We start from the raw sequence: 26,121 nt of genomic DNA on the forward strand, positions 1-26,121 counted from the left end.
GATATTCTGGGTATGCCACTGGTTATCATGCGCAAAGGTCAGGGCAGTCAGCTGTCTGCATTGGGGGAAAAACTGTTGTGGGCAGAGCATAGGGTTACCGCGCGACTTGGCCCGCAAATCGACAGTATGACTGCCGAGCTGAACGACCAGATTCAGCAACTACTAGCAGGCGTGAAACCTACCCTGCGCCTACACGCAAGCCACGGCTACGCCGTCGCCTTGTTGCCCGAGCTCTCGGAACGGATAAACATCAACCTGCAGTACCGGAACCCGGAAGAAGCGCTTTCGGCCCTGAACCGTGGAGAGTGTGATATCGCAAGCTTTCACCTACCTACGTGCCCATCACTCGCCCAGCAGATAATCAGCCACTACAAAAAACACCTGAGCGACAACGACCATCGGTTAATCCGTTTTGTTACTCGGCGTGAAGGCTTGCTGATGCGCAAAGGCGAGCACGAAAACATTCGCACGCTACAAGACCTCAGCGCCTCCGGCCTAAGCTTTATCAGCCGTGACCGCCACTCAGGTACTCGAGTTCTTTTTGACCTTCTGTTAAAGCAACAAGGGATCGCCGCAGACAGCATCAACCGAACGTCCCAGCAGGAGTTCACCCACACGGCAATTGCCGCCTTTGTCGCGTCGGGGATGGCAGAAGTGGGGTTCGGGGTGCAGGCGGCTGCCGAACAGTTCAACTTGAACTTTATTGAAATGGCGAGCGAGCATTACATGTTGATCTATCGTCAGGATCGCCTGCCCTCTGAAGCGCTCCAGAACCTGACCGACGTTATGAACTGCCCCGCTTTGGTTGATCGTATCGGCAGCATACCCGGCTACGAGCCCGACAACCCCGGCGAGATCACAACGTTTGAAGCGCTTGCTGACAATGCCGGATAGCCCTTATGCCGCACCTATTGTGGCAAGCAAGTTTTGGCCAGACTTCAATACACCGTCACTGATGTCGTTGGTAATGGCGTCTTCCAGAGCCATTGCATCGCGGGTCGTTAGCGCTGCCAGAATTTCTTTATGGCGGTCCACCTCGTAGTACTCGGCCACTCTCGTTAGAACCTGACGCTGAAAAGGACCCAACTGCAGCCAGATACTCTCAATGATCGGCATTGAGGTCTGGGCCGGGTTAACCGTGTACAGCGTGCGATGAAAATCCTGATTCAACAAGGTTAGTTGATCAAGGTCTCTGTCGATAATAAGCCCGTCCATTCTGTCATCCATTTCGGTCATCTTTTCGATGATCACATCCGATATGTACGGCAGCGCCCGCTTGGCTGCATGGACCTCTATCGCGATGCGCAGAGCAACCAGCTCCTCAAAGCGGTCGAGAGTCATCAAAGGCACAGTCATGCGCCGGTTGTCCTTGATTTGTATCGCATGCTCCGAGCTAAGCCGTCGCACCGCCTCGCGCACCGGAGTTGGACTAAGTCCCAAACAATCGGCCAATCCTCGCATTGTTAGCGAGGTGCCGGGCTCAATGGCTCCCAGCATAATCGCGTTACGAAGGCGCTCGTAAACGTATTCCTGTGTGGTCGTCCCGGATATCGCTGGAATATCAGGAATATTGAGTTCGCCGTTACCGGTCATCACGCAGCCCCAGAGTTTGTGAAGGGGATAATATTATCAAAATACATTGACACATTTAATATAATGATATAAATAATTAGCGAATGATATCACAATTTTTGAAACGGTATCGCAAGGTGACCCATGTCTGATAATAAGGCCGAAGCTTGGCTGGAACAGCATCCCGAGATTGATTCCATATTTGCTTGTGTGTGTGATCTGAATGGCACCATGCGAGGTAAGCGCGTTCCTGTTGACCAGCTGGCCAAGGTTATAGACGGCGGGCTGCGGATGCCGTTGTCGATAGTTGGCATGGATATCTGGGGCGAGGACGTCGAAAACAACGAGCTGGTTTTCGAGACTGGCGATTCCGACGGATTATGCGATTTCACCGGCCGCCCATTGATGCCGATTACCTGGACCAGCCGCCCGACGGCTCTGGCGATGCTGTGGATGCGGCAGGAAGACGGCACACCCTTTCCCGGCGATCCGCGCCGCGCGCTTGCGCGCGTGGCCGAGCAATACAAGGCGCGCGGACTGACACCTGTAGTGGCGACCGAGCTGGAATTTTATCTGGTTGATCCGACGGAAGACCATCCGCAAGCGCCCTGTTCTCCGGTGACCGGCAAGCGGCTGGAATCCGACGGGGCGCTGTCGCTGGATGAGCTGCAGCATTTCGATGAATTCCTGAACGATGTCTACGATGCCTGCGAGTTACAGGGTATCCCCGCAGACGCAGCGATTTCCGAGAACGGAGCTGGCCAGTTCGAGATCAACATGCGCCACGTTGCTGACCCTTTGCGTGCCGCCGACGATGCCGTGCTCTTCAAGCGACTCGTGCGCGGCATTGCCCGCAAACACGGGCTTGCGGCCACTTTTATGGCAAAGCCTTATGGCGACCTTTCTGGTAGCGGCTTTCACACACACTTCTCACTGATCGACGAGAACGGCGTAAATGTCTTCGATAACGGCGGCGAAGAAGGCACAACACTGATGCTGAACGCCGTGGCCGGGTTGCTGGCGACGATGCAGCAAAACACACTCACATTCGCGCCCCATGAAAACTCCTATCGTCGACTTCTGCCCGGCGCCCATGCTCCGACCAACGTTGCATGGGGCTATGAGAACCGAACCGCAGCCATCCGCATTCCCGGCGGTGATTCGAAAGCGCGACGCATAGAGCATCGCGTCGCAGGCGCCGATGCCAACCCTTATCTCGTGTTAACCAGCATTCTGGGCGGTGCGCTTCTCGGTATCGAGAACAACCTGCAGCCAGCGGCGCCCATTACGGGGAACGCCTATTCGATGAAGCTGGACAACCTGCCACTGGATTGGGCAACAGCTATCGACGCCTTCCAGAAGGGTGCAGATGTATCGACCATCTTCTCCAAACGGCTACAAACGATGCTGGTCGAATGCAAAATGCAGGAATTGCGGAAATTCGCCCGTTACGTGACCAATTTCGAATATGACAGTTATCTGGAGGTCGTGTGATGAGCTCCCAGAGCCAAACCTATGCCGGCGACGGCAGCCATACCGCAAGTTACTACGCAGCCTCAGCCAATCCCGCGCCGGAACGGCCGGAACTGACCGGAGATCAACAGATCGACGTGTGCGTTGTTGGTGCCGGTTACAGCGGGTTATCAACGGGCCTTTTCCTTGCTGAAAAGGGCTACAAAGTTGCAATTATCGAAGGAGCCCGGGTTGGTTGGGGCGCCTCCGGGCGAAACGGCGGGCAAATAGTCAACGGCTTGAATGCCAGTTTGCAAACCATTCAAAAACGCTACGGACAGGATACCGCCACCTTCGTGGCCGGGCTTGTGCAAGAAGGCGGCGAGATTATCCGCGAGCGCGTCAGCACCTACAATATTCAGTGTGACCTCAAGGACAAGAACATTTTTACCGGCCTCACCAGCGCCCACATGCGCGAACTTGAGGAGCGCATGGCACTCTGGGCCAGCTATGGCCTGAAAAATCAGGAAATGCTGGATAAAGACCAACTGCGCAAGCACGTCAATTCCGATCTGTACGCAGGCGGCATGATCGACCATACAGGTGGCCACATGCACCCGCTGAATCTGGCCTTGGGCGAGGCAGCGGCAATCGAGCAAAACGGCGGCATTATTTATGAGATGTCACCGGTTATCGACGTCGACCACCATGCTGCGCGGCCCGTGGTCAAAACCGCCAAAGGCACAATGACCTGCAAAACTCTGGTGCTTTGCGGCAATGCCTATCTAGGGCACGTAGTCCCCACACTAACACCACGTGTTATGCCGGTATCGACCCAGATAATGGCCACCGAGCCTCTAGGTGAACAACGGGCGCTGGATTTGATCCCCACCGATGTGTGTATTGAGGACATCCGTTACATCCTTGATTACTACCGCCTGTCCGGCGATAAGCGGCTGCTGTTTGGTGGCGGCACCGTGTACGGTGGCGCCGACCCCAGCGATATCAAAGCCAAGTTACAACGCAACATGGACAAGGTATTCCCGCAACTCAAAGGAGTAAAAATCGACTACGCCTGGAGCGGCAATTTCGCTCTGTCGTTCAGCCGTGTTCCACAAATGGGCCGCATTGGCGAAAACACCTACTTTGCCCATGGCTACAGCGGCCATGGCGTGACCGGATCACATACCTTCGGCCGTATCCTTGCCGAGGCAATCCATGGCGATATGACCCGTTTCGACGTGTTCTCGCAGGTGCCTTGGTACCCGTTCCCGGGAGGCCGTGTGTTCCGCGTGCCCTATTCGGTGGTGGGCTCTTGGTGGTACGGATTGCGTGACAAGCTGGGAGTCTGACCAACAAGAATCTGATCAACAATAAGAATGACTGAGGAAAACACTATGAAAACAACAAAAACAATGATCATTGGTGCAATAACGCTGACCGCCAGCACAGCATGGGCTAGCGGTAACCTGAATGTGTATCACTGGTCCGACTATGTAGCCGAAGATACCATCTCCAACTTCGAAGCGAGAACCGGCATCACGGTCAACTATGACGTGTTTGACAGCAACGAAGTTCTGGAGGCCAAAATGCTGACTGGCGCCAGCGGCTACGATGTGGTGGTGCCATCAATAGAGTTTCTCGCCCGTCAGGCGCAAGCTGGCCTGTATGCAAAATTGACAAGAGCAAACTGATGTTGGGCGTTCGCCCCTACATCCGCTACTTTCATTCTTCACAATACATAAACGATCTCGCGAATGGCGATATCTGCCTGACAGTCGGTTATTCCGGAGACATATTGCAAGCACGCGACCGTGCAGCAGAAGCAGGCCAAGGAACGAAGGTTGCTTATACAATCCCGAAAGAGGGCGCATTGATCGGGTTCGACATGATGGCCATCCCTGATGATGCACCCAACCCCGAAAACGCGTTGAAGTTCATCGACTACATTCTCGAACCAAAAGTTGCCGCCGACATCACCAACTACGTGTATTTCGGCAACCCGAACACCGCTGCTACAGAATTCGTAAACGAAGACGTTGCGAATGACCCGGGCATTTATCCCCCTCAGGACATCAAGCTGAAGATGTTCGTTTCCAAGCCACATACCGCGCGCTATGACCGTATGTTGACCCGCACCTGGACCACGATCAAGACAGGCAAGTAAGCCAGTGGCGCACTGCCCTGAGTAACGGCGGGCGGGCGCCATCAACAAAACTTCGCTTTTGAGGGGCAGGGAAACCGTCATGTCCGAAGCTATCTCAATGTCAGATGCACGACCCTGGGCCGACCCGACCGCGGCACCGTTTCTACAAATCAAAAATGTGACGAAGAAGTTTGGCGACTTTACATCGGTCTATGATGTGTCTTTGGACATCTATAAAGGTGAGATTTTTTGCCTGTTGGGCGGGTCGGGGTGTGGCAAGTCGACCTTGCTGCGAATGCTGTCGGGATTCGAGACCCCGACCTCGGGCCAGATTATCATCGACGGTCAAGATCAGGCTGGCATCGCACCTTACGATCGCCCCACCAATATGATGTTCCAATCCTATGCGCTGTTTCCACACATGACCGTGGAAAAGAACATCGCCTACGGGCTAAAGCGCGACGGACTGCCAAAGGCGGAAATCGCCAAACGGGTATCCGATATCCTGTCACTGGTGCAAATGGACGGGTTTGCGAAACGCAAGCCAAACCAGCTGTCGGGCGGACAACGCCAGCGTGTTGCGCTGGCCCGCTCACTGGTTAAAAAGCCCAAACTCTTGCTGTTGGACGAACCACTCGGTGCACTGGACAAAAAACTGCGCGAAGAAACCCAGTTCGAACTGATCAAGATTCAGGAAAGCTTGGGTGTGACCTTTGTGGTTGTCACCCATGATCAGGAAGAGGCGATGACACTATCGAGCCGGATAGGTGTTATGACTGCCGGTGAAATCGTACAAGTGGGCACCCCGCGCGAGATCTACGAATATCCGCGAAACCGTTTTGTTGCCGACTTCATTGGTTCGGTGAATATCTTCGAGGGACGTATTGCCGAAGACGGTGAAAGCCATGTAATTGTAGCGTCGCACGAGGCCGGTTTGGACATCTATGTTCCCCACAGCATCAGCGGTGTGATAGGCCAAAAGGTTGCCGTTGCGGTGCGACCGGAAAAAGTGCAAATCAGCAAGGGTGATCTGGGCAACCTGCGCAATAAGCTGACCGGAACCATTGATGAGATTGCCTACATGGGTGATGCGTCGGTGTATCAGATACGGCTGGACAACGGCAAACGTTTGCGCGTTACCCAAACCAATCTCACCCGCTCCGAAGAGAGCACACTGAACTACGGTGATCGTGTGAACCTGGGCTGGGACGGCAGTGCCGGGGTAGTGGTGACGTCATGAGCAGCTTGCCACTGGGTTCCCGGATTGGAGCTCTTCTGGGCCGGATGGGGCTCAAGGGGCGCGTTCTGGTTATCGCTATTCCTACCGTCTGGCTTCTGATCTTTTTCCTGATTCCGTTTTTGGTGGTCGCAAAAATCTCGTTTTCTGTAGCGGCCATTGCACGGCCGCCCTATTTGCCAATTGTTGAATGGGTGGATGGATTTTTCAGGATTAGCCTGAATTTCGGTAACTACCTGTTCCTCTTGGAGGACCCTCTCTACGTAGCGGCCTATCTGGGTTCAGTGAAAATTGCCGGCGTCTCTACACTGATAGCCCTGCTGATCGGCTACCCGATGGCCTACTTGATTGCGCGCTCGGAACCGGACCGACGCAACCTGTTACTCATGCTGGTGGTACTGCCCTTCTGGACGTCATTTCTACTGCGTGTTTATGCATGGATCGGCTTTCTCAAGGGCAACGGTGTTATCAACAACTTACTAATAGGCATAGGTATCATCGACGAACCGCTGGTGATGTTGCAGACAGATTTTGCGGTCTATGTCGGCATCGTTTACACCTATCTTCCGTTCATGATCCTCCCGTTGTATGCCAATTTGGTGAAACTGGACGAGGCCTACCTTGAGGCATCTGCGGATTTGGGTGCACGCCCGATCACCACCTTTTTTACTGTCACCTTGCCGCTTTCGCTGAGCGGGATCATCGCAGGCTGCATGCTGGTATTCATTCCCGCAGTCGGTGAGTTTGTTATCCCGGCACTTTTGGGTGGGCCAGACACCTTGATGATTGGCCAGGTGCTTTGGAACGAGTTCTTCTCGAACCGCGATTGGCCGATTGCCTCGGCCGTTGCCATCGTGATGCTGTTTGTTCTGGTGATCCCCATCATGTTGCTGCGTTGGGCGCAATCAGCAAGCGAGGGAGAAAACCAATGAAGCGTAAATCCCGGTTTCTTATGATCGTCGGCATTCTCGGTTTCACATTCCTCTATGCGCCAATTCTGTCACTGGTCATCTTCAGCTTTAATGAAAGCCAACTGGTGACGGTTTGGGGCGGGTTTTCGACGAAATGGTACGGCGAGCTGTTCCGTGACCCACAAATTCTGGATGCGGCATGGGTCAGCGTACGTATCGCACTGGCCAGCGCAACCCTGTCGGTTGTGATTGGCACAGTGGCTTCCTTCGTGTTGATCCGGTTCCAGCGCTTTCGCAGCAAGACACTGCTAAGCATGATGATTACCGCACCACTGGTGATGCCTGAAGTGATCATAGGCCTGTCGCTGCTGTTGATGTTCGTCGCAATGGAAGGCCTAATTGGATGGCCCGGGGGCCGTGGTATTTTGACGATCATTATCGCGCACTCAACCTTTGGTGCAGCCTATGCGGCAGTGATTATCCAATCGCGGCTGGTGGATATGGATCTGTCAATAGAAGAGGCTGCGCTGGATCTCGGCGCGCGCCCGGTACGGGTATTCTTCGACGTAACACTACCCGTGATCGCTCCGGCGCTGATGTCGGGGTGGCTGCTGGCCTTTACCCTCAGCTTGGATGATCTGGTGATTGCCAGCTTTGTGTCTGGCCCTGGTGCCTCGACCCTTCCGATGGTTATCTTCTCCAAAGTTCGGTTGGGCGTCAGCCCGGATGTAAACGCTCTGGCGGCGATTATTATCGGTGTTGCCTCACTGGGTATCATTGTTGCTGCCTTGCAGGTAAACCGCAGCAATAAGATGTCACAAAGCTGAACGTGGGGCGGGCTCAAGGCCTTTTCCCGACTTTTTATTACGACAGGTGTTCACTATGGCAGGCCCCTTGGAAAAGTTGCGTGTACTAGACCTCAGCCGCGTATTGGCAGGTCCCTGGAGCACCCAGATTCTTGCAGATATGGGTGCCGAAGTTATCAAAATTGAGCGGCCTGTTAGCGGTGATGACACGCGCCTCTGGGGGCCACCTTGGCTTAAAGCCAAAAGCGGTGAAGATACCTGTGAGTCTGCGTACTTTCTTGCAGCCAACCGAGGTAAGCACTCGCTTACCGTAGACATCAGCAAGCCCGAAGGCCAGAAGCTAATCCGGGAGCTGGCGAGCCAATGTGATATTTTGGTCGAGAACTTCAAAACCGGAGGGCTTGCCAGCAAGGGTTTGGATTATGCCTCGCTCTCAGCCATCAACCCCGGCTTGATCTATTGTTCGATCACCGGCTTTGGGCACACAGGCCCAATGAAGGACATGGCTGGGTACGACTATCTTATTCAGGCCCAAGGTGGCCTGATGAGCATCACCGGCGCAGCGGATGACCAGCCAGGTGCAGGCCCGAAACGCGTTGGCGTAGCCGTTGCCGACCTGACCACTGGCATGAATGCCACGATTGCCATTCTGGGCGCCTTATATCACCGAACTCAAACCGGTGAAGGACAGCACATTGATCTGGCTCTGCTCGATGTTCAGGTGAGCTGGCTTGCCAATCAAGCGCAGAATTATTTCTGCAGCGGCACGCCGCCGAAGCGCACCGGTGACTATCATCCCAACCTCGTGCCTTATCAGCCATTCCCCACAGCGAATGGCGAGCAAATCATTATTGCCGTCGGGAACAACGGGCAGTTTCAACGCTTCTGCGAGGCCATTGGTCTTGGCGAGCTTGCCAAAGACGAACGCTTTGCAAACAACGCGAAGCGGGTGGAGCACCGGGTTGAACTCATCAACCTGCTAACCACTGAAACAAAAAAGCGAACACTCAAAGAGTTGACAGAACTTCTCAACGAAATTGGTGTGCCCTGCGGGCCGATTCAGGACATAGAGCAGGTATTTGCTGACCCACAAGTTCAAGCCCGCGGCATGGAGGTAACTCTGGATTCCACCCATGGCCCTGTAAAAGGTGTAGCTAACCCAATCAAGTACTCGAAAACGACGCTGGAATACCGCAAGGCACCACCTGCATTAGGGGAAGACACTTCGGCAGTACTCGAAAGGGTTCTGAACAAAACCTCTCACGAGATCGAAGAGTTAAAAAGTAAGGGCGTGGTGTAGTGCAAGACCACTAGCCAAACCCGATAAAAGCGAACTTATGACCACTCAACACGTAAAATCCACCCGCCAAGCATTTGATACAAATGTGCTTTACAGAGATACTGAAAGGTATCGAAAGCAAGGCATAGTGCGGGTGGTTTTACCTAACCTGTATATGCCCCTCCTTAACGCCTGAATATCTGCACATTGCCAGCGAACTCTGGCGGCGCTGGCACTCACATACGGAGTTCTAATGGATCCAATGCTCACTCTGGTCGGTGCTCTGATGCTTGTCATCAGCATCCTCTTGAGCCCGCTCTCCAGTCGGGTAGGCATGCCTGTACTGCTAGTATTTCTGGCAGTAGGCATGATGATGGGCAAAGATGGTCCCGGTGGCATTGAATTCGACGACTTCCAACTATCTTTTCTTGTAGCCAGTTTAGCACTGGGCGTTATCCTCCTTGACGGTGGTATGCGCACCCGGGCGGAAACCTTCCGCGTAGGCCTGAAGCCCGCCATGCTTCTTGCTACTGTTGGCGTAGCCATGACCGCCTTGGGCTCTGCACTTGTTGCCTGGCTGGTTTTCGATTTGAGCTGGATGACCGCATTGTTGGTGGGTGCCATCATTTCATCCACCGACGCGGCAGCAGTATTTTCATTGCTGCAGGGTCGTGGGCTGCACCTGAATGAACGGGTCAGCGCCACTCTGGAAATCGAATCCGGCAGTAACGACCCCATGGCGATCTTCCTTACGCTGATGATGGTCACTCTGATTGCCAGCGACGGTGATCATGCCATTCAAGACTCACTGATTTTGCTGTTCAAACAGTTCAGCATTGGTGGTATTGGTGGTGTCGTCGGCGGTTATCTAATTTCGGAACTGACCAACCGCATTCGCCTTATGCCCTCGCTCTACCCTCTTCTGGTAGTGGCCGCAGGCATTCTTTTGTTCTCTGTTATTAACCTGTTCGGCGGCAGCGGATTCTTGGCCATATACCTCTGCGGTGTTGTGATCGGTAACCGCAAGGTGCGGATGATGCCCATGATTCTGCAGGTACACGACGGTTTGGCATGGCTGGCTCAGCTATGCCTGTTCCTCATTCTTGGCTTGTTGGTTAATCCGTCCGACCTACTGCCCCTGGCGGGAAGTGGCCTGGTGCTAGCGCTGGCCCTGATTTTCGTGATCCGGCCGATCACCGTTATGGCCACTATCTGGCCTTTCGGTTTTAACCGCAGGGAGCTGGGCTTTATCAGCTGGGTAGGCTTGCGCGGTGCCGTACCGATCGTGCTGGCACTGTTCCCGATCATCGCCGGCCTTCCGGAAGCGCAACTGGTGTTCCATGCCGCCTTCTTTATCGTGCTGGTTTCCTTGCTGGTTCAGGGCACCACTATCACCCCGCTAGCACGCTTGCTGCGCTTGGAAGTCCCCGCAAACGGCGAGCCTTTTCGCCGATTGCCGCTGGATGCTCCCGCCGCTGGTGATCACGAACTGATGCTGTTCCCTCTGCGGGGCGAGAACTGGGAGACCCCAAGAGTGCTGGGCCAGCTGCGATTCCCGGAAAACACAGCCGTTGCCGGGGTCTTTCGTAACCGGGTTTGTCTGCAGCCAGAGGCTGATTTGGAAGTGTCCAGTGGCGACATGGTAGCCATGTTTGCCACGCCCAGCGTAATGAAGGAACTGGGCAAATCGCTAAGCGGGCGCCACACACCCAAATATTTGGCTGAAAGGGCCTTCTTCGGGGACTTCGTACTCAATGGCGATGCACTTCTTGGCGATGTGGAACAAGTTTATGGCATCGAATTTGATGAACTGTCGCCGGACTTGTCTTTGGCCGAGTGCTTTGCAAAACGCACCAAAGGCCACCCGGTGGTTGGCGATACCGTCGTCCTAGGCCCGGTTACTCTTGTAGCCAGAGCTACAGAAGCAGACCAAGTGACTAAAGTTGGCCTGAAAATGGATAAATCGCAAAATGTGTGACCAATTCATCGGATAGCTATAAAAGTTAACAAAACCCCTTAACATCTAGCGCACCGGTTATGTTATAAACGGTTCTGCGCAAAGATTAATCATTGGTAAGTTAAGGTTATGGCTATTCCCCGTTTATTAACTCGCTGCTTTTTGGCTTTTTTTATCGCTTTGAGCCTTCCCGTCTACGGTTCTGAGTTACTTGCCAGAGCAGATACCCGCATGCCGGTCATTGAGGAATCTCCCGTCGACTCCTTGGTGGTCAACCGGGTATTGGTAAAAAAGGGGCAACGCCGACTTTATCTGATGAACGGTGAGGAAATCGTCCGTAGCTATCGTATATCGCTTGGAGATAACCCAGAGGGGCATAAACTCTATGAGGGCGACGAGCGCACGCCCGAAGGCGACTACACCCTAGACTGGCGCAATTCCGGTAGTGATTTTTACAAATCCATTCATATTTCCTACCCCAGTGCCAAAGATCGTGAGATGGCAGAAAATTGGGGTTTGGATCCTGGTGGCAGCATTATGATTCACGGCCTGCCCAATGGCGCAGGCGATATGGCGTTTGCCTATACAGGTTTGGATTGGACCAACGGCTGCATTGCCGTCAACAATCAGGAAATGGATGAAATCTGGCAACTGGTAAACGATGGCACGCCAATACGCATCATCCCCTGAGCACCTCCCCCATGACACAAGCATTAAGTTGTTGTCATAACCTAAGAAAATTTACGTATACTTAGTTAACATTTCCGCTCAGAGTGTTTTACACTGTTTCACGACTCCGGTAGTCAACGCCTATCGGGCCGAAGCTGACAGGAAGTCGTTTGAACTGACTTTCGGATTAACAGGAAATAACTCGACCAATAAGGGGATTTACAATGCGTAAACTGACGATCGCCGGAATCGCACTGGCTACCGCTCTAACTGCAGGCTGTGCAACTAGCGACCAGGGCGCTCTTGACGAAGCCAATGCAACTGCTAACTCTGCTGAGCAATCTGCAGACAAAGCAATGAACACCGCTAACAGCGCCGCCAGCGCCGCGCGTTCCGCGCAGCAAACCGCTGACCGTGCTCTGGCAGCAGCGAAAGCAGCTCAGAAGTCTGCTGACGAAGCAAACGAGCGCGCCAAGCGTATGCTCGACCGTGCCAGCAAGAAGTAAGATTTGAGCTGAAGCACTACAAAAAAGGCCGGGAATCCCGGCCTTTTTTATGACACTGTCTTTTATAGCACTCCCACACCGGGGTAACTTTCAAGGGCGTGTTAGAACATTTTAGCGAGCACGGAAACCGGTAAGCGCCGAATCAGGAAGCCGATGGGCGTCCAAGGCCAAGTAGGAACAAAGCTCTCGCTTTTACCGGATTCAATGGCCTTCACCATGGCTTTACAACCGGTTTGTGCATCCACAATGAAGGGTGCATTCTTTACCTTCTCATTAATTGCCGTTCTGATGTAGCCCGGATACAGGGTTGTCACCTTGATGGGTGATTTCGCCTTTTTCAGCTCAACCCGCAAACCTTCTGAAAGCGCTGCAAGGCCCACCTTGGTGGCCGCGTAGGTGTTCACATTACCCGGCATGCCACGAACAGCTGTGACTGACGACACGGTAACCAGATGCCCCCGGTTTTGCTCGCGAAAAATCTCCATAGCCGCCTCCATTTGCGCCAAGGCGGCAACGAAGTTGGTTTCTGCGGTTTGGCGGTTGGCGTTAAACGCACCGGTACCCAAAGGTTGGCCCTTGCCAATACCAGCGTTAACAATCACCCTATCCAGAGTGCCAAATTCCTGCTGAAAAGCACGGAAAACCTCGAAATTCTGTTCGTGGTTGTTCACATCTAGAGCACGAATACTGATGGTGATCTGGGGATATTTACCCGCCAGCTCATCACGCAAGGTTTCCAGCCGTTCGGTACGACGGGCACACAGCGCCAAATTATCACCTCTGGCCGCAAACTCACGGGCCATGCCTTCACCAAGACCGGAACTGGCTCCGGTGATCAGTATGGTGCGTTTCATGGGTTCTCCTGTTTTATTGTTATCTAGAAATCGGGCAGCCGCCGCATCAGAAATACAATTGCTGTTCCGGTTCTTCCGATGGCGGACGCTGTTTATCGTTTGATGTTTTATCCGACGCCAGCCGCGAAACCTGTTCGCCAACCATAGCCGGGATTCCGTTCGCCTGATCTACGGCCAGCTCAATCGCCTTGCGTTGCACCTCTACACCCGGATATTTCTGGCGGAAGGCTTCTACTTCAAGAGTTACTTCACGCCAGAGGCGATCCCTTTCCTGCTGACTGTAGTCTTCGTGGGGGCGGTGAACTTCAAGCCAAACCTCGCCCTCTGAAAGGCCCATCTTTACAGGGTCGTTCACAATTTGAACCGATGTGCCCTTGGCGACCTGATAGACAAAACGGGAGATATCTTCGTTATACATGCGGAAACAGCCATGGCTAACCGGCATGCCAACGCCAAACCGTTTGTTCGTGCCGTGAATTAAATATCCCTTCTCACTCAGCAAAAGAGCATGAGTGCCCAAGGGGTTATCAGGGCCGGGCGGGATCATTCGCGGCAAAAAGTCGCCAGAAGCTTCATATTCGGCACGGATACTTTGGGGCGGGTACCACGCAGGAGATTCCAGAGGCATAGTGACCTTTGCGTCAGCCAAAGGGGACGGGTTTTCAGACGTGCCGACGCCAACCGGGTAAACCTGCACACCGTTTTCAGAAAAGTAGTAAAGCCGGTACTCCGCCAGATTAATCACAATGCCTTCCCGGCGGGCCTCAGGAATAACGTACTGTTGCGGTAGAGTAATTGTGGTGCCTTCTCCGGGCAGCCAGGGATCAACACCCGGATTGGCTTTCACAAGCTCAAGATAGCCCATCGCAAGCTGGCTACCCACTTCGGCAAAGGTGTCTTCGTATTGGGTAGTAAAGCTGCCCAAACGGCCCGCCAAATCACCATTGATTTTAAAGGTGGGAACTCGCGGGCTACGATCCGTTGCTGCTTCTACCGCAGGTTTTTCAAGTGTGCTGCTGGGCTTTGCGGCCCACACAGACTGCAAGGCCAATGTTCCAATTAACAGTAATACCAAAGACGTTTTAAATCCCATAAATCCTATTCCACATAAGCCTGCTTCTTTGCGTGCAGTGACAGCGGCCCATCTCAGGAGTTCCAAACGACCGATGAGAGAGTCACAACAGCCATCATCGCGAACAAAATACTTGCACATACCCGGGCGGTTGCCAGCGGCAAACGCTCCATTAACCAGTGCCCCGCCATGATAACCGGTATATTGGCCAGCAACATACCCGCTGTTGTACCGATGATAACCCAGATTGTGTCGGTAAAACGGGCCGCCAGTACAACCGTGGCAATCTGCGTTTTATCGCCAATCTCCGCCAAAAAGAACATAACGGTCGTTGCCATAAAGGCACCCATTCCCAGAAACCGGGAGTTATCGCTGTCATCTTTGTCTGGCACAAGCAGCCACAATGCGATCAAGACAAAGCTCACAGCTAGAATCCAAGGCAGCCAGATTGCAGGAATCCAGGCCGCTACCCAGGCGCCCAGCCAAGCCGAGAGCGCGTGATTCAAGATAGTCGCAACAAGTATGCCCAAAACAATGGGAGTGCGCTGGGTGTAACGAGCAACAAGAAAAAGCGAGAGTAGCTGGGTTTTGTCACCAATTTCGGCAATGGCAACCGCTACGGTTGAAGTAAGAAAAGCGTCCATGGGTTTTTCCGGGGCGGATAATCAGACATGAGACAGCCCACCTTCCGCCCTTGGAGGTGAAACTGCCTCAGGTCTTGCCAATTTCACTTAAGCCAAGTGAAACACGGTAGCCATGGGGATGGGCCCCAAGTATGTTGACTACCGTCCGATCCGTAACCGGATGCGGAGGCTACTCCCCTGAAGAGTTGGACCATATTAGTTAATCATAACGGGCAAGGCAAACACGCTAAGCCCGCATGCGCCAAACCGGCAGTGCCGCAACAGCAACAAATAGGGCAACCAACCACCAAGCGGAATGGAAGGCATTGATGGTGGGCACGCCGCCACTATGCTCACCGAACTCAATGGTCAGGGCCACAATGTTCACCCCAAATGCTCCACCCAACTGGCGCGTAAAGTTGATGGTACTTGAACCGGCGCCCAGCTCTTCGGGCTCAAGTGGATTCAAAGCGCCGATCGACAAAGATGGCAACATAAACCCAATGCCTATGCGGCCGAACACTGTCCAGAGCATAAGCCAGCCAAAAGCCAGGGTAAGATTGGATAACGCAAATAGAATGGCTGACGAGGCAAACATAGCCATTCCGAAAATCACCAGTTTGCGTGCATCACCGCCACGGTCGGCCAGCTTTCCTGCCAATGGAAATGTCATCCCCAAAACAATACCCGCGGGCAGCATCAGCAGACCCGCTTGAGTTGCTGTGTAGCCCAAAGCCGTCTGAACGTATAAGGGTATTAAGTAGGTGGAACCGAACAGGGCCAACCCGAGTGCCATAGCCCCCAGATTGGCGTACAAAAAGCTTGGTTTACGCAGGAGGCTAACATTCACCAAAGGGTGCTTTATACGTTTTTCGCGCAATACGAACATAACCAAAAGCACCAGTGCCAAAAGTCCTTCAATGGCAACCCGAGCTTCCTGACCTTCAAAATTCTGTAGGCGGTTCAGGGCATCCAGAGAAAGCCCCACAGTGGCTCCAAGCAACACCAGACCGGGCAAATCAAATCGGTAGGGCGCTGGCCGGGAAGCTGGCGTGGGTAAAAACCGAAGCGCCATAAACACCCCGATAAAGGTGACCGGCGCCGGTGCAAACATCACAAAGCGCCAATCCAGCTGGTCAACCAAAAAGCCGCCCAGAACAGGCCCAAGCGCTGGAGCCAATACAACACCCATGCCATAGATCCCCATGGCTTGGCCGCGGCGGTTACGGGGAAAAATACGGAACACCAAATACATGCCCATGGGCTGCATAAGGCCAGCCATGGCGCCTTGCCCGACGCGGGCTGCAATTAACTGCTCCGGCGTGCTGGCAAAGCCGCCAACCACTGAAATCAGCGTGAAGGCAGCCATGGCAATCGCCAGTGTCTTGCGTACGCCGAAGTGATCAAGCAACCATGAAGACGCCAGCATGGTTGTTGTCATGGCCGCAATAAACCCGGTTGCCAGCCAGTGCACCTGCCCCTGACGAATACCGAACTCCACCATAATTTCGTGGAGCGCAACGTTCACCACGGTGGCACTCAATACGGTCGCGATGGTTCCCACCATTACCGTACAGACCGCTAACCACCGCCACTTCGCACCATAACGAGCGATCAGGCCATCAACAGAGTTATCACTCAAGTGATTACTTCTGCTTTTCAGCGTTATCCATGATTTTATGGAATACCTTGAGCGCGATTTCGATATCGGCAAGGTCCACACCATCGAGCATTTCATCGCGCAACGTATCAGCGCGGGCTGTAAGAACAGCCATAAAATCTCGCCCGGGGTCAGTAAGGTGCAGCCGGCGCGCCCGGCGATCGTTTGGGCAAGCCCGGCGTTCAATCAAGCCCTGCTGTTCAAGGCTATCGAGCAAGCGCACGAGCGTAGGGTTCTCAATGGCCATCAACCCGGCTAACTCGCGCTGAGTTAGGCCTTCACCGCCTTGCTGCAGGTAGACCATTGTGGTCCAGCGCGCCTGAGTAACACCCAAGTCTTTCAGGCGTTCATCTAATAGTTTGCGCCAACGACGGGTTACTCGAGCGACGGCAAAAGGGAACTGATCTTTCATAACGACTACTCCGTTCCAGGGCCGGAATCGCGCTCCGCGAGTCACACAGTGCCGACCAAAAGGCTTACATTACAGGAAAGCTACCAATAGTAAGCTAACCATTGAGATAAAAACAGATGTTAAAGCAAAAACAGAATCGGGAAAAACCGAAAAGCGGCGCTGTAACCTGAAATCAGCCTGTCTGACGCAAGGGTTCCTCGTTCATCTCCTCAATCTCAGGAGACTCCTGAAACTCGGTATTTCGCGGATCGAGTTCAGTTAACACAGACGAGGTTTCTGGCATTGCAGGCACATAATGCTCCTGATCCTCCACCGCCACGTCTTCTGTATAGGTGATGCGCAGAGAAGTAATTACAGCAAGAATCAGCAAAAACCCGGCGTTGCCCAAAAACAAGCCTTTCGGGCCCAGCAGATTGATCAGCTCCGCCATAGCGATAGGGCCAATGACGCTGCCCACACCGTAACTGAGCAACAAGGTCGCACTGGCGGCCACAATGCGGGTGCTTTCCATGCGGTCGTTGGTTATGGCGACAGAGATCGGATAGATTGTTGCCGAGAGCCCAGTAAAGGCACCCACAAGAAGCGTGAGCAACCAAAGGTTTTCAGCACCCGTGAAGCTAACCCCAACCGCCGCAAGGGCCGCAAAAAACACCACCCAGAACATTACACGGCGACGGTCAAAGCGATCACACAATCGGCCAAGTGGCCATGCAAGCAACATGGCTGCAACAATGGCGCTTGCCATAAACGAAGATGTTTTGGCGACATCCAACCCCATGAGCGTTGCATACACCGGCCCTAACGCATAAAAGCCTCCAATCAGCACGCCGCAAATCAAGGCGCCCGCAACACCGGTGAACGACTCTCGGGCCAGCGTGAAGAATGAAATGCGTTGAACTTGCTCGATAACCGGAGCTTCCATGCGGGTAAGCGATAGGGGAACAAGCGCCAGCGTCAGCAGAATAGCCGCTATGGAAAACGGCATAAAGTTGGCAGGGTCGCCCACATTAATAATGAGCTGGCCGCCCGCCGCTGAGAGGTAAAAAACAATCTGGTAGATAGCAAACAGCGCGCCGCGATTGCTGTTGCTGGCACGGCTGGAAAACCAGCTTTCGATAACAACAAGCACACCCGCAATCGTGAAGCCCGAAAGCACCCGCAGGAGCGCCCAGAACACCATCGATATGGCCATTGGGTACATCAATGACGTAACAGCTGCAATCGCTGCAAACGCCGCGAAGGCTCGAATATGTCCCACACGGCCAATGATTTGATGCACGTATAGGGTGCCCAGAACAAAGCCAATGGAATAGCACACCAGCACCCAACCGATAACGTCGGGTGAAACCGATTCAATGCTTAGGCGGATGCCGAGCAACGTCATCAGAAACGCATTTCCGCTGACCAGCAAAACAATGCTCAAAAGAAGCGCAGAAAGCGAGGTGACCATTCGGGTCATGGGGGAAACTCCGGGGATTTTCTAGCTCGGTATTACAACAGCACACCGGGGCCGTGACTACTAAGCACTTCCCGAAGCCGCAAGGCGGCACCAGGCCCCGTTAAAACGCTGTTTCACAAAATTTTACATTAATGTGCCGTAACAGACCCAAACACCCTTAGGAGGTAATATATACAGCCATTACTCAATGAACCCGTGAGCGTCTGGTTATGAAAAAAACGGACTGGCCCATCCGATGGGATTTGCTGCTTCGCTACCGACTCATCGAGACCATCGCACTGTGGGAGGGTCGCCTGACGACAAACCACATATGCCACAGCTTTGGTATCGGTCGGCAGCAAGCATCTAAGGATATAAACACATACCTACGCGAACTTGCTCCCGGCAATCTAGTTTATGATCGCCACCTCAAAGGTTATGTGCCTTCGGCCCGGTATAAGCCGGTTGTAACCCGGGGGCATGTGAATGAATACATGGACTTGCTCGCCCGGCAACAGAGCCTCAGCAACACGTTTGAAACTCTGGATATCGGCTTGCCCGACAGCACGGTTGTTTTCAGTCCGAACCGCGTTATAGCCCCCGAAATCATGCGCGCTGTTGTGGCAGCCACACGCCATGGCCGCCAGCTCAGAGCCAGCTATTCATCCCTAAGCCGTCCCGAGGCCGTAGAGGGCATTCTTGAGCCACACACTCTGGTATGCACCGGCACCAATTGGCACCTCCGCGCCTGGTGCGACTCCAACCGTGAATACCGGGATTTTGCTCTTAGCCGATTCCACTCAGCTCCGGTAGCGCTACGGCAAAAAGCCAAGCATACCGTGCAGCAAGATGATGACTGGAACCGCAACGTCACCATGTCCATCTCCCCCGACCACCGCCTGACCGACGCTCAGCAGAAGATCATAGCGCTGGATTACGGAATGGAGAATGGATGTTTAAGCGTTGAAACACGGGCCGCCTTGGCACCCTATGTGTTGTCGCGGCTTGGCATCACACTTGATAGCCAACACCCGGACCCACTTATTCAGCAGCTTGAACTGACCAACCCGGACCAACTCGGGTTTGGCAGCAAACGCGAACGCGCCTTGAAAGCGGTTGCGGGCCACCGCTAGCCAAAAGCCGGCCACTATGACGTCAAGCACAGACTGTATTCGTGCCTTAGCTCTGTCACTGTTACTGCTGCCAACCTCTTTGGTGCTGGCAGCAAGTAATTGTGGCGATGCCGCGACTCCGGTTTCTGAAATTCAGGGCCGGGGAGACACCTCACCGCTGGTTGGCCACCGAGTTACGGTTGAAGGCGTTCTTACATTCGATGCCCGCATGGACGGTGGATTTGACGGCTTTTACTTGCAACAGGCCGACGGTGAAACCGATAACAATCCAGAAACCTCAGAAGCCCTGTTTATCTATACCCGTAAAAAAACCGGAATGCCGGGAGAGCGCTTGCGGGTTACCGGCACAGTCAAAGAATTTCACAATCTGACCGAACTGGTCGATATTAAAACCATTGAGTCGTGTGGCCCAGCCGAATTTCCGAAGGCTCAAGACCTAACCCTGTTATGGCCTAACGCTTTGGAATCGATGGAAAACATGCGAGTGCGGGTCACTCAGCCCCTAACGATTATAGACGCCTGGAATCTCGCACGTTTTGGTGAACTCACATTGGCGGCTGGCGATCAGGTTGTGCCTACCGAGTATATGGAGCCTGGCCCGCAGGCGGCACAGATTGCCGAGCGCAATCGACAACAACGCCTGCTTCTTGACGATGGTCGTGGCGCACGCGAGCCCGATCCGATTCCCTGGCCCCCGGATGGTCTAACCGGCAAGAACACTATCCGCAGTGGCGACAGAGTCCATAACATTTCCGGTATTCTTGATTACCGTTTTGGTGCTTGGCGGGTGCAGCCGGAACGCCCGCCGGTTTTCGAGACTGTGAATACCCGCCGCCCCGCCCCTGCACGACCAGACATCCCGCATATCCGGGTTATGACGATGAATCTGGAGAATTACTTCAACGGTGACGGTAAAGGCATGGGGTTTCCAACTGCCCGTGGGGCACCGACATCTCTCGCACTTGGGGTGCAGCACCGACGGTTGGTAGAGGCTATGCGACGCCCGGACCCGGATATTCTGGCGATAAGCGAACTGGAAAGCGACGGCTATAGCGAAACCAGCGCAATAGCACAGCTTGCGGAAGCTCTTGGGCCGGAGTGGGCGTTTGTGGCTACGCCTAACGCTGACGGTCGCGACCAGATCCGCACCGGTATGCTGTACCGCCATGATCGCATTGTCGCCGAAGCCCAGCCCGTGCGCCTGAACACAAGCCCTTTCAGCGAGCAAGGCCGTCCACCATTGGCGCAGACATTTAGACCCAAGGGGCAGCGCCTTGCTGTTCAGCTGGCGGTACCCCACCTGAAATCAAAATCTTGTAAAGGCGCGACGGGTAAAGATCAAGACAGAAACGATGGCCAAGGCTGCTATGCCCAGCGCCGCGTCGATGCGGCCCGGGCGCTTGTGGACTGGCTTGAACAACTTCCGCAAGTTCCCGATTTAGCGGGCACATTGATCACCGGCGACCTCAACAGCTATTTCCGCGAAGCGCCACTTCAAGCCCTGAAACGTGCAGGCTTCACCAGCATGGTGCACCACTTCCATCCGTGCACAGCACAAAAGTGCGATCACTACACCTACAGGTACAAAGGTGAAAAAGGATCACTGGATTACGCCCTTGCATCCTCGTCGCTCATGCCACGGGTTCTCAGTGCTCAAATCTGGACCATTAACGCCGACGAACCACCGGCTCTGGGTTACCGTAACAATCTGCCGGGCACCGCCGTATCACCTTGGCGTTCCTCAGATCACAACCCGATAATTACCGATATCCAGCTTTGACATAACCCCCTCAAACTCCTGCACGGTTCCGCCATTACACCACCCGATTGGCTTCGTGCGCCCGCAGACCCGTCATTGAAGTCATGGGGGAGAGGAGCTGCAAAGGTCATAATCCAAACGACTCAATTAAATCAGACAACAAGAACCGCTTATTGCAAGGATTCCCATGGGTGCTTCTGCCTCCGCTACACAGGATCTGGGTATGCCGGCCATCTACCTGCATACACTGGCCGAACTGCTGAAGGCCATCGGTTTGGACGAGCGTAATCTGCTGCTTAGGGTTGGGCTGGACCCGGTTCGGCTGCAATCCACAGACGTTCGAGTGAGCCATGCACAAGCCAGTGAGTTCGTGACTCGCGCCATTATCGAAAGTGGAGAGCCCGGCCTTGGCGTTATGCTAGCCAGCGAGCTAAAGCTGCCTTTACACGGTGCTCTAGGCGTGGCGATTATGAGCAGCCGCACCCTGAAGGATGCGCTGGACCTGATGACCCGTTACCTCACCCTACGTGCGCCAAACCTCAGTGTTAGCTGCCGCGAGAAAGGCGGTGCTATGCATTACACCATTGTGTGTGAAGGTGACCCGGGGCCACTAAAAGGGTTCATAATGGATGCTATGCTATTTGGCTGCGTTTTTATGGGTGCACAGCTTATCGGTACTGCCATTTCAGGCGCTGGAATTCTGAGAAAAGGCCCGGAACCCTCATACTTCCGTCGCTTCCGGCAATCGATCGTCATACCGGTTGACTATGGCTCTCAGGAGGATGCGCTGGTTATCCCCCATGCAGCTCTGTCAGCGCCTATACGCTTTAGCGACGATCAGCTTGCACAGTCGTCTCGCGCGCAGTGCGAGAAAGCTCTGAAGCAGCTTACCGAAGATGCCGGTTTCGATTGCCGAGTACGACGGGTGATTGAAACCAGCCATCCGTTCCCTCCTAAGCTAGCTCGAGTGGCTGCAACTCTGTTTGTATCCGAGCGCACGTTAAAACGCCGCCTGCAGGAAGAAAATGCCAGCTTTCAGTCTCTGGTGGACCAAGTTAGGCTGGATCGCGCGCGGGAATTGCTCACCGGCACCAACATGAACCTAAACCAAATTGCAGACGTTTTAGGCTATGCAGATGCCGCAAACTTCACTCGCGCTTTCAAACGTTGGACCGGCATAAGCCCAAGCCAATTCAGAGGCGTGGAGCGGCAATCCAGCGGCATGGTTATACAGGCTCGAACCCCGGCCCATGCATAATCAATCAATGCCGATAATTTTGTGCATTTGCAGTGTCAGCCGCCAGCGGGGATGAGCCAGACAGTAGTCTGTGGCCTTGCGAGTATTACTCTGCTTAACCGGGTCTGACCCGCCATCAGGCACAGTCGGGGAGGCCATGGGCGATAGAAAAAAATGCCGGGCGTTGATGTGCAGAAACCTTTCTGGCATGGCTTTGGGCTGGGGGTACACCAGCTTCAGCTCATCGCAGGTTTCAATCACTACGGGGGCATCCGCCTTTGGGCTCACACATAGCCAGTCAATACCGGCTGGCGCGGGCAGGGTGCCATTGGTTTCCACACCCACCTCAAAGCCCAAGTGATGAAAGGCTTCAATCAGCTCTTCATCCAACTGCAACAATGGCTCTCCACCAGTACAAACCACATAAGGCGCACCCGGTGCATCCGGCCAAAGGCTGCGAATGTGAGCTGCCAGAGCTTCTGCGGTGTCAAAGGCTCCACCGTTTTGGCCATCCGTGCCAACAAAATCTGTATCGCAGAAATTACACACCGCTGTCGCCCGGTCTTTTTCCCTGCCAGTCCACAGGTTGCACTTGCTGAAGCGGCAGAACACCGCAGCGCGACCGGCTTGGGCACCCTCGCCCTGCAAGGTGTAAAAGGCTTCTTTTACTTTGTACATCAGCGACCTGCCTCGTAGGCCAATGGATCTGCAAGGCCATTCTCTGAAAACGCTTCAAGCCGCTCTACGCATGAACCACAGAGCCCACAAGCCCTTTCACGACCGTTGTAGCAGGTCCAGGTTTGGGCGTAGTCGAGCCCGAGCTTCAGGCCTTCAGCCAGAATTTCGCCCTTGGTCAAGTGCATGAAGGGTGCCTCAATGCCCACGGGTTCGTAGTTGGCAACCCGGCACACAGCGTCCATTTTCTCTACAAATTCCGGCCGACAGTCTGGGTAAATTGCATGATCCCCGCCATGGGCGCCATACCAAACTGCACCAGCGTTCACCGTTACCGCATAGCCCGTGGCCAATGAGAGCAGAATCATGTTGCGGTTAGGCACCACTGTGGCTTTCATGTTTTCTTCTTCGTAGTGGCCTTCAGGTATCTCACTGTCTGATGTAAGCGCAGAACCAGACATAACCTCGCTCATGGCGCGGATATCAATAACTTTGTGGGGGATATCCAAAGCAGCACATACCGAGCGCGCAACATCCAGTTCACGCACATGGCGCTGGCCATAATTGAAGGATAGCGCATGCACTCGCAACCCTTGGGCGCGGGCGCTGTGAAGCAGGGTAAAGGAGTCCATACCTCCGGAATAGATTACAACCACGGTGTCAGTCATGCAGGCTCCTGGCAAGAGGGAATAAAGGCTACTGTAAAGGCTGCGCAATAAAGTGGGCCTATTGTAGCAGTGCAGAAGCGCGTTGGGTTCGCGTCGCCGAAGGCGGGCGGGTAAACTGCCACTAAATCAAACTAAAAGCCAGACTGCCAATGATCAAAGAACAGCGACCGGCGTTCATCGACTTCGAGGCATCAAGCCTGAGCCTGATTACAAGTTACCCCATTGAGGTGGGCGTTTGCATGCCCGATAGCACCCTGCACAGCTGGCTGATCGCGCCCCATGCGCTTTGGAAGGACTGGTCAGAGAGCTCAGAACAGGTCCATGGTATTTCCAGAACCAGTCTTTTAACAGAGGGGAAGGATGTAACCGAGGTGGCCCAGCGTCTGAACCGATTGCTGTCTGGGCAGGTGTTCTGTGACGCCTGGACATTTGACAGTTTCTGGCTCTACCGGCTATTCCGGGCCGCCAATGTGGAGCCCGGATTTCACCTGGAATCTATTTCGGCGCTGCTCAGTCCCCAGCAGGTAGAACAATGGCCGTCTGCGCGCCAGAAGGTTATTTCGAACCTTGGCCTGCCCGTTCACCGGGCTGCAAACGACGCGCTGATCCTGCAAAAAACATGGGAATACGTCAGTGTTTGAGTGGCCGCGCTCTCAGGGCCATTATTTCCAGGCCGCCCCTCAGGGTGGATAGCGTCCAGTAAGTAACCAGCGCCATCAAACCAGCTCCGGCAACGGTGAAGGCAAGATCATCGCCCACAACCTGCCCCTTGGCTAACACCATATATAGGGCCAATGCGGCTACTAATACAATTTCTACGACAAAATGGAAACGGAACTTGTTACGGGCAGATCCGGATTCGTCGGACATTTTCTTAGGTTTCAACCTCTACTATTTATCAACGTGGGTGTTTAGTTAGTGTGCAAATTATCCCCCATCCAGCCCGAAGTATCTGTACGAATTAGTGGCTACGGACTTACCACTACCCCCGATAGCCTGCGCCTGTAAGGGTTTGCCGAAGCTTTGAGCTATTGCAAACACTAGCTTAACGGATACACTATTGAATCAAATACACCAGAAACGCCGAATATGAACCGAATGAATCCACAGCTTATGATGAATGCCGCAGCAGACTGCCTCAAAAGGCACTCTGTGCGTGCGTTGGTAAACGATATCTAACGGCTTTCGGTCAGTTCCCGGGAGCCTTTGCAGCGACCGGGTCAGCGTCTCCGCCAAACCCCGGTTGCTCACAGCTCCGGGGTTTTGTTTTTGCCGTCGCAAAACGACAAGGAGATCAGCATGAGAAGACCACATACAACCCGTGCCGCTAATCAGCCTATGAATAACCGGTCTGGGGCCATACGCCGCCCGGAACAACTGCCGTTGCTGGATGCCATCTGCAAAAAGCTGAACCAGCGCGTTAATCTAGATGACGAACAGAGAGTACTTGGATTGTACGAGAGGGGCTGGATCTTCAATGGTGTGCTGGCCACTTTGGGCAGCGCGGAAGCCCGCTATGTTCGTGCGCTGGCTACCCGCCACAACTCCTGGATTGCTCGTCAGGTGGCGTAACACGGAAGAACGAGGTCTGAACCGGTTCAGTGGTGCCGGTTCAGACCCTGCATAATGGCCGCATCACCACCGTGTACCACCGCATAGTTACTGATCACATCGTGAATTTTTTCTTGGGAGTAAGGCTTAACAACATAGCCGTTCGCTCCGGCGCTGATTGCCCGCTGTATACTCTCTATGGAGTCATCTGCAGTAACCAAGACAATGTGCTGGCCCTCCCGCGCCTTTTTAAACTCCTTCATCAATTCATGACCATCACCGTCCGGCAAGCCAAGATCCAGAAGTATGATGTCGAATTTGCCATCGTCGAAAGCCTTACGGCCCAAGGCAGCGCTCTCGCAATCCGTTACGCTGGTAGCCCCAGCTTTATAGAGCATGTCGACCAGTCGCTCACGCATCACAGGCTCGTCTTCCACAACCAGTACCGTCAACTTATCCATTTTTATCTCCTTTTCGCCGGGCGTAGGTTGCTTGGTGTTCCTA

Annotated in this window: 26 protein-coding genes, 1 pseudogene and 1 riboswitch; of the genes and pseudogenes, 16 read left to right on the forward strand and 11 right to left on the reverse strand. The window is 54.0% G+C overall.

All coding sequences use genetic code 11. The annotated features are described in order from the left end of the window. Positions 1-12 precede the first annotated feature (12 nt). The gene (locus tag FE845_RS08765; protein ID WP_200363527.1) at positions 13-894 is read left to right on the forward strand and encodes a substrate-binding domain-containing protein; all 882 of its coding nucleotides are present in this window, start codon (positions 13-15) and stop codon (positions 892-894) included. 3 nt (positions 895-897) lie between these two features. On the opposite strand, the gene FE845_RS08770 is transcribed toward FE845_RS08765, so the two are convergent. Next, positions 898-1,593: a GntR family transcriptional regulator gene (locus FE845_RS08770; RefSeq protein WP_200363529.1), complete on the reverse strand. Its 696-nt coding sequence runs from the start codon at positions 1,591-1,593 to the stop codon at positions 898-900. A gap of 123 nt (positions 1,594-1,716) precedes the next feature. On the opposite strand from FE845_RS08770, the gene FE845_RS08775 reads away from it, so the two are divergent. The 10 genes and pseudogenes from FE845_RS08775 to FE845_RS08820 all read left to right on the forward strand — a co-directional run bounded on the left by FE845_RS08775 (position 1,717) and on the right by FE845_RS08820 (position 12,535). Further along, positions 1,717-3,066 carry a glutamine synthetase family protein gene (locus FE845_RS08775; protein ID WP_200363531.1) on the forward strand — a complete coding sequence of 450 codons (1,350 nt, stop codon included), beginning with the start codon at positions 1,717-1,719 and terminating at the stop codon, positions 3,064-3,066. Next, entirely contained in the window at positions 3,066-4,376 is a 1,311-nt protein-coding gene (locus FE845_RS08780; protein WP_200363533.1) for an NAD(P)/FAD-dependent oxidoreductase, read from the forward strand. Before FE845_RS08775 ends, FE845_RS08780 begins: the two co-directional genes overlap by 1 nt. Positions 4,377-4,421: 45 nt before the next feature. Beyond that, positions 4,422-5,191 (forward strand): annotated as a pseudogene (locus FE845_RS08785) (extracellular solute-binding protein). Positions 5,192-5,270: 79 nt separating this feature from the next. Further along, entirely contained in the window at positions 5,271-6,410 is a 1,140-nt protein-coding gene (locus FE845_RS08790; protein WP_200363535.1) for an ABC transporter ATP-binding protein, read from the forward strand. After that, a complete protein-coding gene (locus FE845_RS08795; protein WP_200363537.1) occupies positions 6,407-7,339 on the forward strand; it encodes an ABC transporter permease subunit in 933 nt (310 codons plus the stop codon). Before FE845_RS08790 ends, FE845_RS08795 begins: the two co-directional genes overlap by 4 nt. Beyond that, positions 7,336-8,145, forward strand: coding sequence for an ABC transporter permease subunit (locus FE845_RS08800; protein WP_200363539.1), 810 nt, complete (start codon positions 7,336-7,338; stop codon positions 8,143-8,145). The genes FE845_RS08795 and FE845_RS08800 overlap by 4 nt, the downstream gene beginning before the upstream one ends. Before the next feature lie 55 nt (positions 8,146-8,200). Further along, entirely contained in the window at positions 8,201-9,424 is a 1,224-nt protein-coding gene (locus FE845_RS08805; RefSeq protein WP_200363541.1) for a CaiB/BaiF CoA transferase family protein, read from the forward strand. 232 nt (positions 9,425-9,656) lie between these two features. Continuing rightward, a complete protein-coding gene (locus FE845_RS08810; RefSeq protein ID WP_200363543.1) occupies positions 9,657-11,381 on the forward strand; it encodes a potassium/proton antiporter in 1,725 nt (574 codons plus the stop codon). Positions 11,382-11,489: 108 nt separating this feature from the next. After that, positions 11,490-12,050 carry a L,D-transpeptidase family protein gene (locus FE845_RS08815; RefSeq protein ID WP_200363545.1) on the forward strand — a complete coding sequence of 187 codons (561 nt, stop codon included), beginning with the start codon at positions 11,490-11,492 and terminating at the stop codon, positions 12,048-12,050. Positions 12,051-12,253: 203 nt separating this feature from the next. Continuing rightward, a complete protein-coding gene (locus FE845_RS08820) occupies positions 12,254-12,535 on the forward strand; it encodes an Lpp/OprI family alanine-zipper lipoprotein (RefSeq protein WP_200363547.1) in 282 nt (93 codons plus the stop codon). 101 nt (positions 12,536-12,636) lie between these two features. Here the strand turns inward: FE845_RS08820 and FE845_RS08825 are convergent, their stop codons facing one another. The 6 genes from FE845_RS08825 to FE845_RS08850 all read right to left on the reverse strand — a co-directional run bounded on the left by FE845_RS08825 (position 12,637) and on the right by FE845_RS08850 (position 18,615). Next, on the reverse strand, positions 12,637-13,389 hold the full coding sequence (locus FE845_RS08825) for an SDR family oxidoreductase (protein ID WP_200363549.1): 753 nt from the start codon (positions 13,387-13,389) through the stop codon (positions 12,637-12,639). A gap of 46 nt (positions 13,390-13,435) precedes the next feature. Continuing rightward, positions 13,436-14,482, reverse strand: coding sequence for a L,D-transpeptidase family protein (locus FE845_RS08830; protein WP_200363551.1), 1,047 nt, complete (start codon positions 14,480-14,482; stop codon positions 13,436-13,438). A 53-nt stretch (positions 14,483-14,535) separates the two neighbouring features. Continuing rightward, positions 14,536-15,105 carry a TMEM165/GDT1 family protein gene (locus FE845_RS08835; RefSeq protein ID WP_200363553.1) on the reverse strand — a complete coding sequence of 190 codons (570 nt, stop codon included), beginning with the start codon at positions 15,103-15,105 and terminating at the stop codon, positions 14,536-14,538. A gap of 80 nt (positions 15,106-15,185) precedes the next feature. Then, positions 15,186-15,293, reverse strand: a riboswitch (yybP-ykoY riboswitch). A 38-nt stretch (positions 15,294-15,331) separates the two neighbouring features. Continuing rightward, on the reverse strand, positions 15,332-16,726 hold the full coding sequence (locus FE845_RS08840) for an MDR family MFS transporter (protein ID WP_200363555.1): 1,395 nt from the start codon (positions 16,724-16,726) through the stop codon (positions 15,332-15,334). Positions 16,727-16,730: 4 nt separating this feature from the next. Further along, positions 16,731-17,156 carry a MarR family transcriptional regulator gene (locus FE845_RS08845; protein WP_200363557.1) on the reverse strand — a complete coding sequence of 142 codons (426 nt, stop codon included), beginning with the start codon at positions 17,154-17,156 and terminating at the stop codon, positions 16,731-16,733. Positions 17,157-17,328: 172 nt separating this feature from the next. Further along, complete coding sequence (locus FE845_RS08850; protein WP_200363559.1) at positions 17,329-18,615, reverse strand: MFS transporter; 1,287 nt, start codon at positions 18,613-18,615, stop codon at positions 17,329-17,331. Positions 18,616-18,824: 209 nt separating this feature from the next. Between FE845_RS08850 and FE845_RS08855 the strand changes: the two genes are divergently transcribed. The 3 genes from FE845_RS08855 (at position 18,825) to FE845_RS08865 (ending at position 22,744) form a co-directional block, all read left to right on the forward strand. Then, on the forward strand, positions 18,825-19,727 hold the full coding sequence (locus FE845_RS08855) for a helix-turn-helix transcriptional regulator (RefSeq protein ID WP_200363561.1): 903 nt from the start codon (positions 18,825-18,827) through the stop codon (positions 19,725-19,727). Positions 19,728-19,743: 16 nt separating this feature from the next. Next, entirely contained in the window at positions 19,744-21,507 is a 1,764-nt protein-coding gene (locus FE845_RS08860; RefSeq protein WP_200363564.1) for an ExeM/NucH family extracellular endonuclease, read from the forward strand. Between the two features lie 166 nt (positions 21,508-21,673). After that, complete coding sequence (locus FE845_RS08865; RefSeq protein ID WP_200363566.1) at positions 21,674-22,744, forward strand: AraC family transcriptional regulator; 1,071 nt, start codon at positions 21,674-21,676, stop codon at positions 22,742-22,744. Here FE845_RS08865 and queE read toward each other — a convergent pair whose 3' ends face one another. Together queE and queC are read right to left on the reverse strand one after the other, a co-directional pair. Then, positions 22,745-23,401, reverse strand: a complete 657-nt coding sequence (gene queE, locus FE845_RS08870) for a 7-carboxy-7-deazaguanine synthase (protein ID WP_200363568.1) — start codon at positions 23,399-23,401, stop codon at positions 22,745-22,747. It abuts the gene before it with no gap. Continuing rightward, a complete protein-coding gene (gene queC, locus FE845_RS08875; protein ID WP_200363570.1) occupies positions 23,401-24,066 on the reverse strand; it encodes a 7-cyano-7-deazaguanine synthase QueC in 666 nt (221 codons plus the stop codon). The genes queE and queC overlap by 1 nt, the downstream gene beginning before the upstream one ends. A gap of 149 nt (positions 24,067-24,215) precedes the next feature. Between queC and FE845_RS08880 the strand changes: the two genes are divergently transcribed. After that, on the forward strand, positions 24,216-24,707 hold the full coding sequence (locus FE845_RS08880; protein ID WP_200363573.1) for a hypothetical protein: 492 nt from the start codon (positions 24,216-24,218) through the stop codon (positions 24,705-24,707). Here the strand turns inward: FE845_RS08880 and FE845_RS08885 are convergent. Further along, on the reverse strand, positions 24,697-24,936 hold the full coding sequence (locus tag FE845_RS08885) for a hypothetical protein (RefSeq protein ID WP_200363575.1): 240 nt from the start codon (positions 24,934-24,936) through the stop codon (positions 24,697-24,699). The two genes, FE845_RS08880 and FE845_RS08885, sit on opposite strands and share 11 nt — an antisense overlap. A 429-nt stretch (positions 24,937-25,365) precedes the next feature. Here FE845_RS08885 and FE845_RS08890 point away from each other — a divergent pair, with 429 nt between their 5' ends. Then, the gene (locus FE845_RS08890; RefSeq protein WP_200363577.1) at positions 25,366-25,638 is read left to right on the forward strand and encodes a hypothetical protein; all 273 of its coding nucleotides are present in this window, start codon (positions 25,366-25,368) and stop codon (positions 25,636-25,638) included. 26 nt (positions 25,639-25,664) lie between these two features. On the opposite strand, the gene FE845_RS08895 is transcribed toward FE845_RS08890, so the two are convergent. Next, on the reverse strand, positions 25,665-26,078 hold the full coding sequence (locus tag FE845_RS08895; RefSeq protein ID WP_200363579.1) for a response regulator: 414 nt from the start codon (positions 26,076-26,078) through the stop codon (positions 25,665-25,667). Positions 26,079-26,121: the final 43 nt, after the last annotated feature.

Source organism: Marinobacter sp. 1-4A (assembly GCF_016597725.1).
In the GTDB taxonomy this organism is placed as follows: Bacteria; Pseudomonadota; Gammaproteobacteria; order Pseudomonadales; family Oleiphilaceae; genus Marinobacter.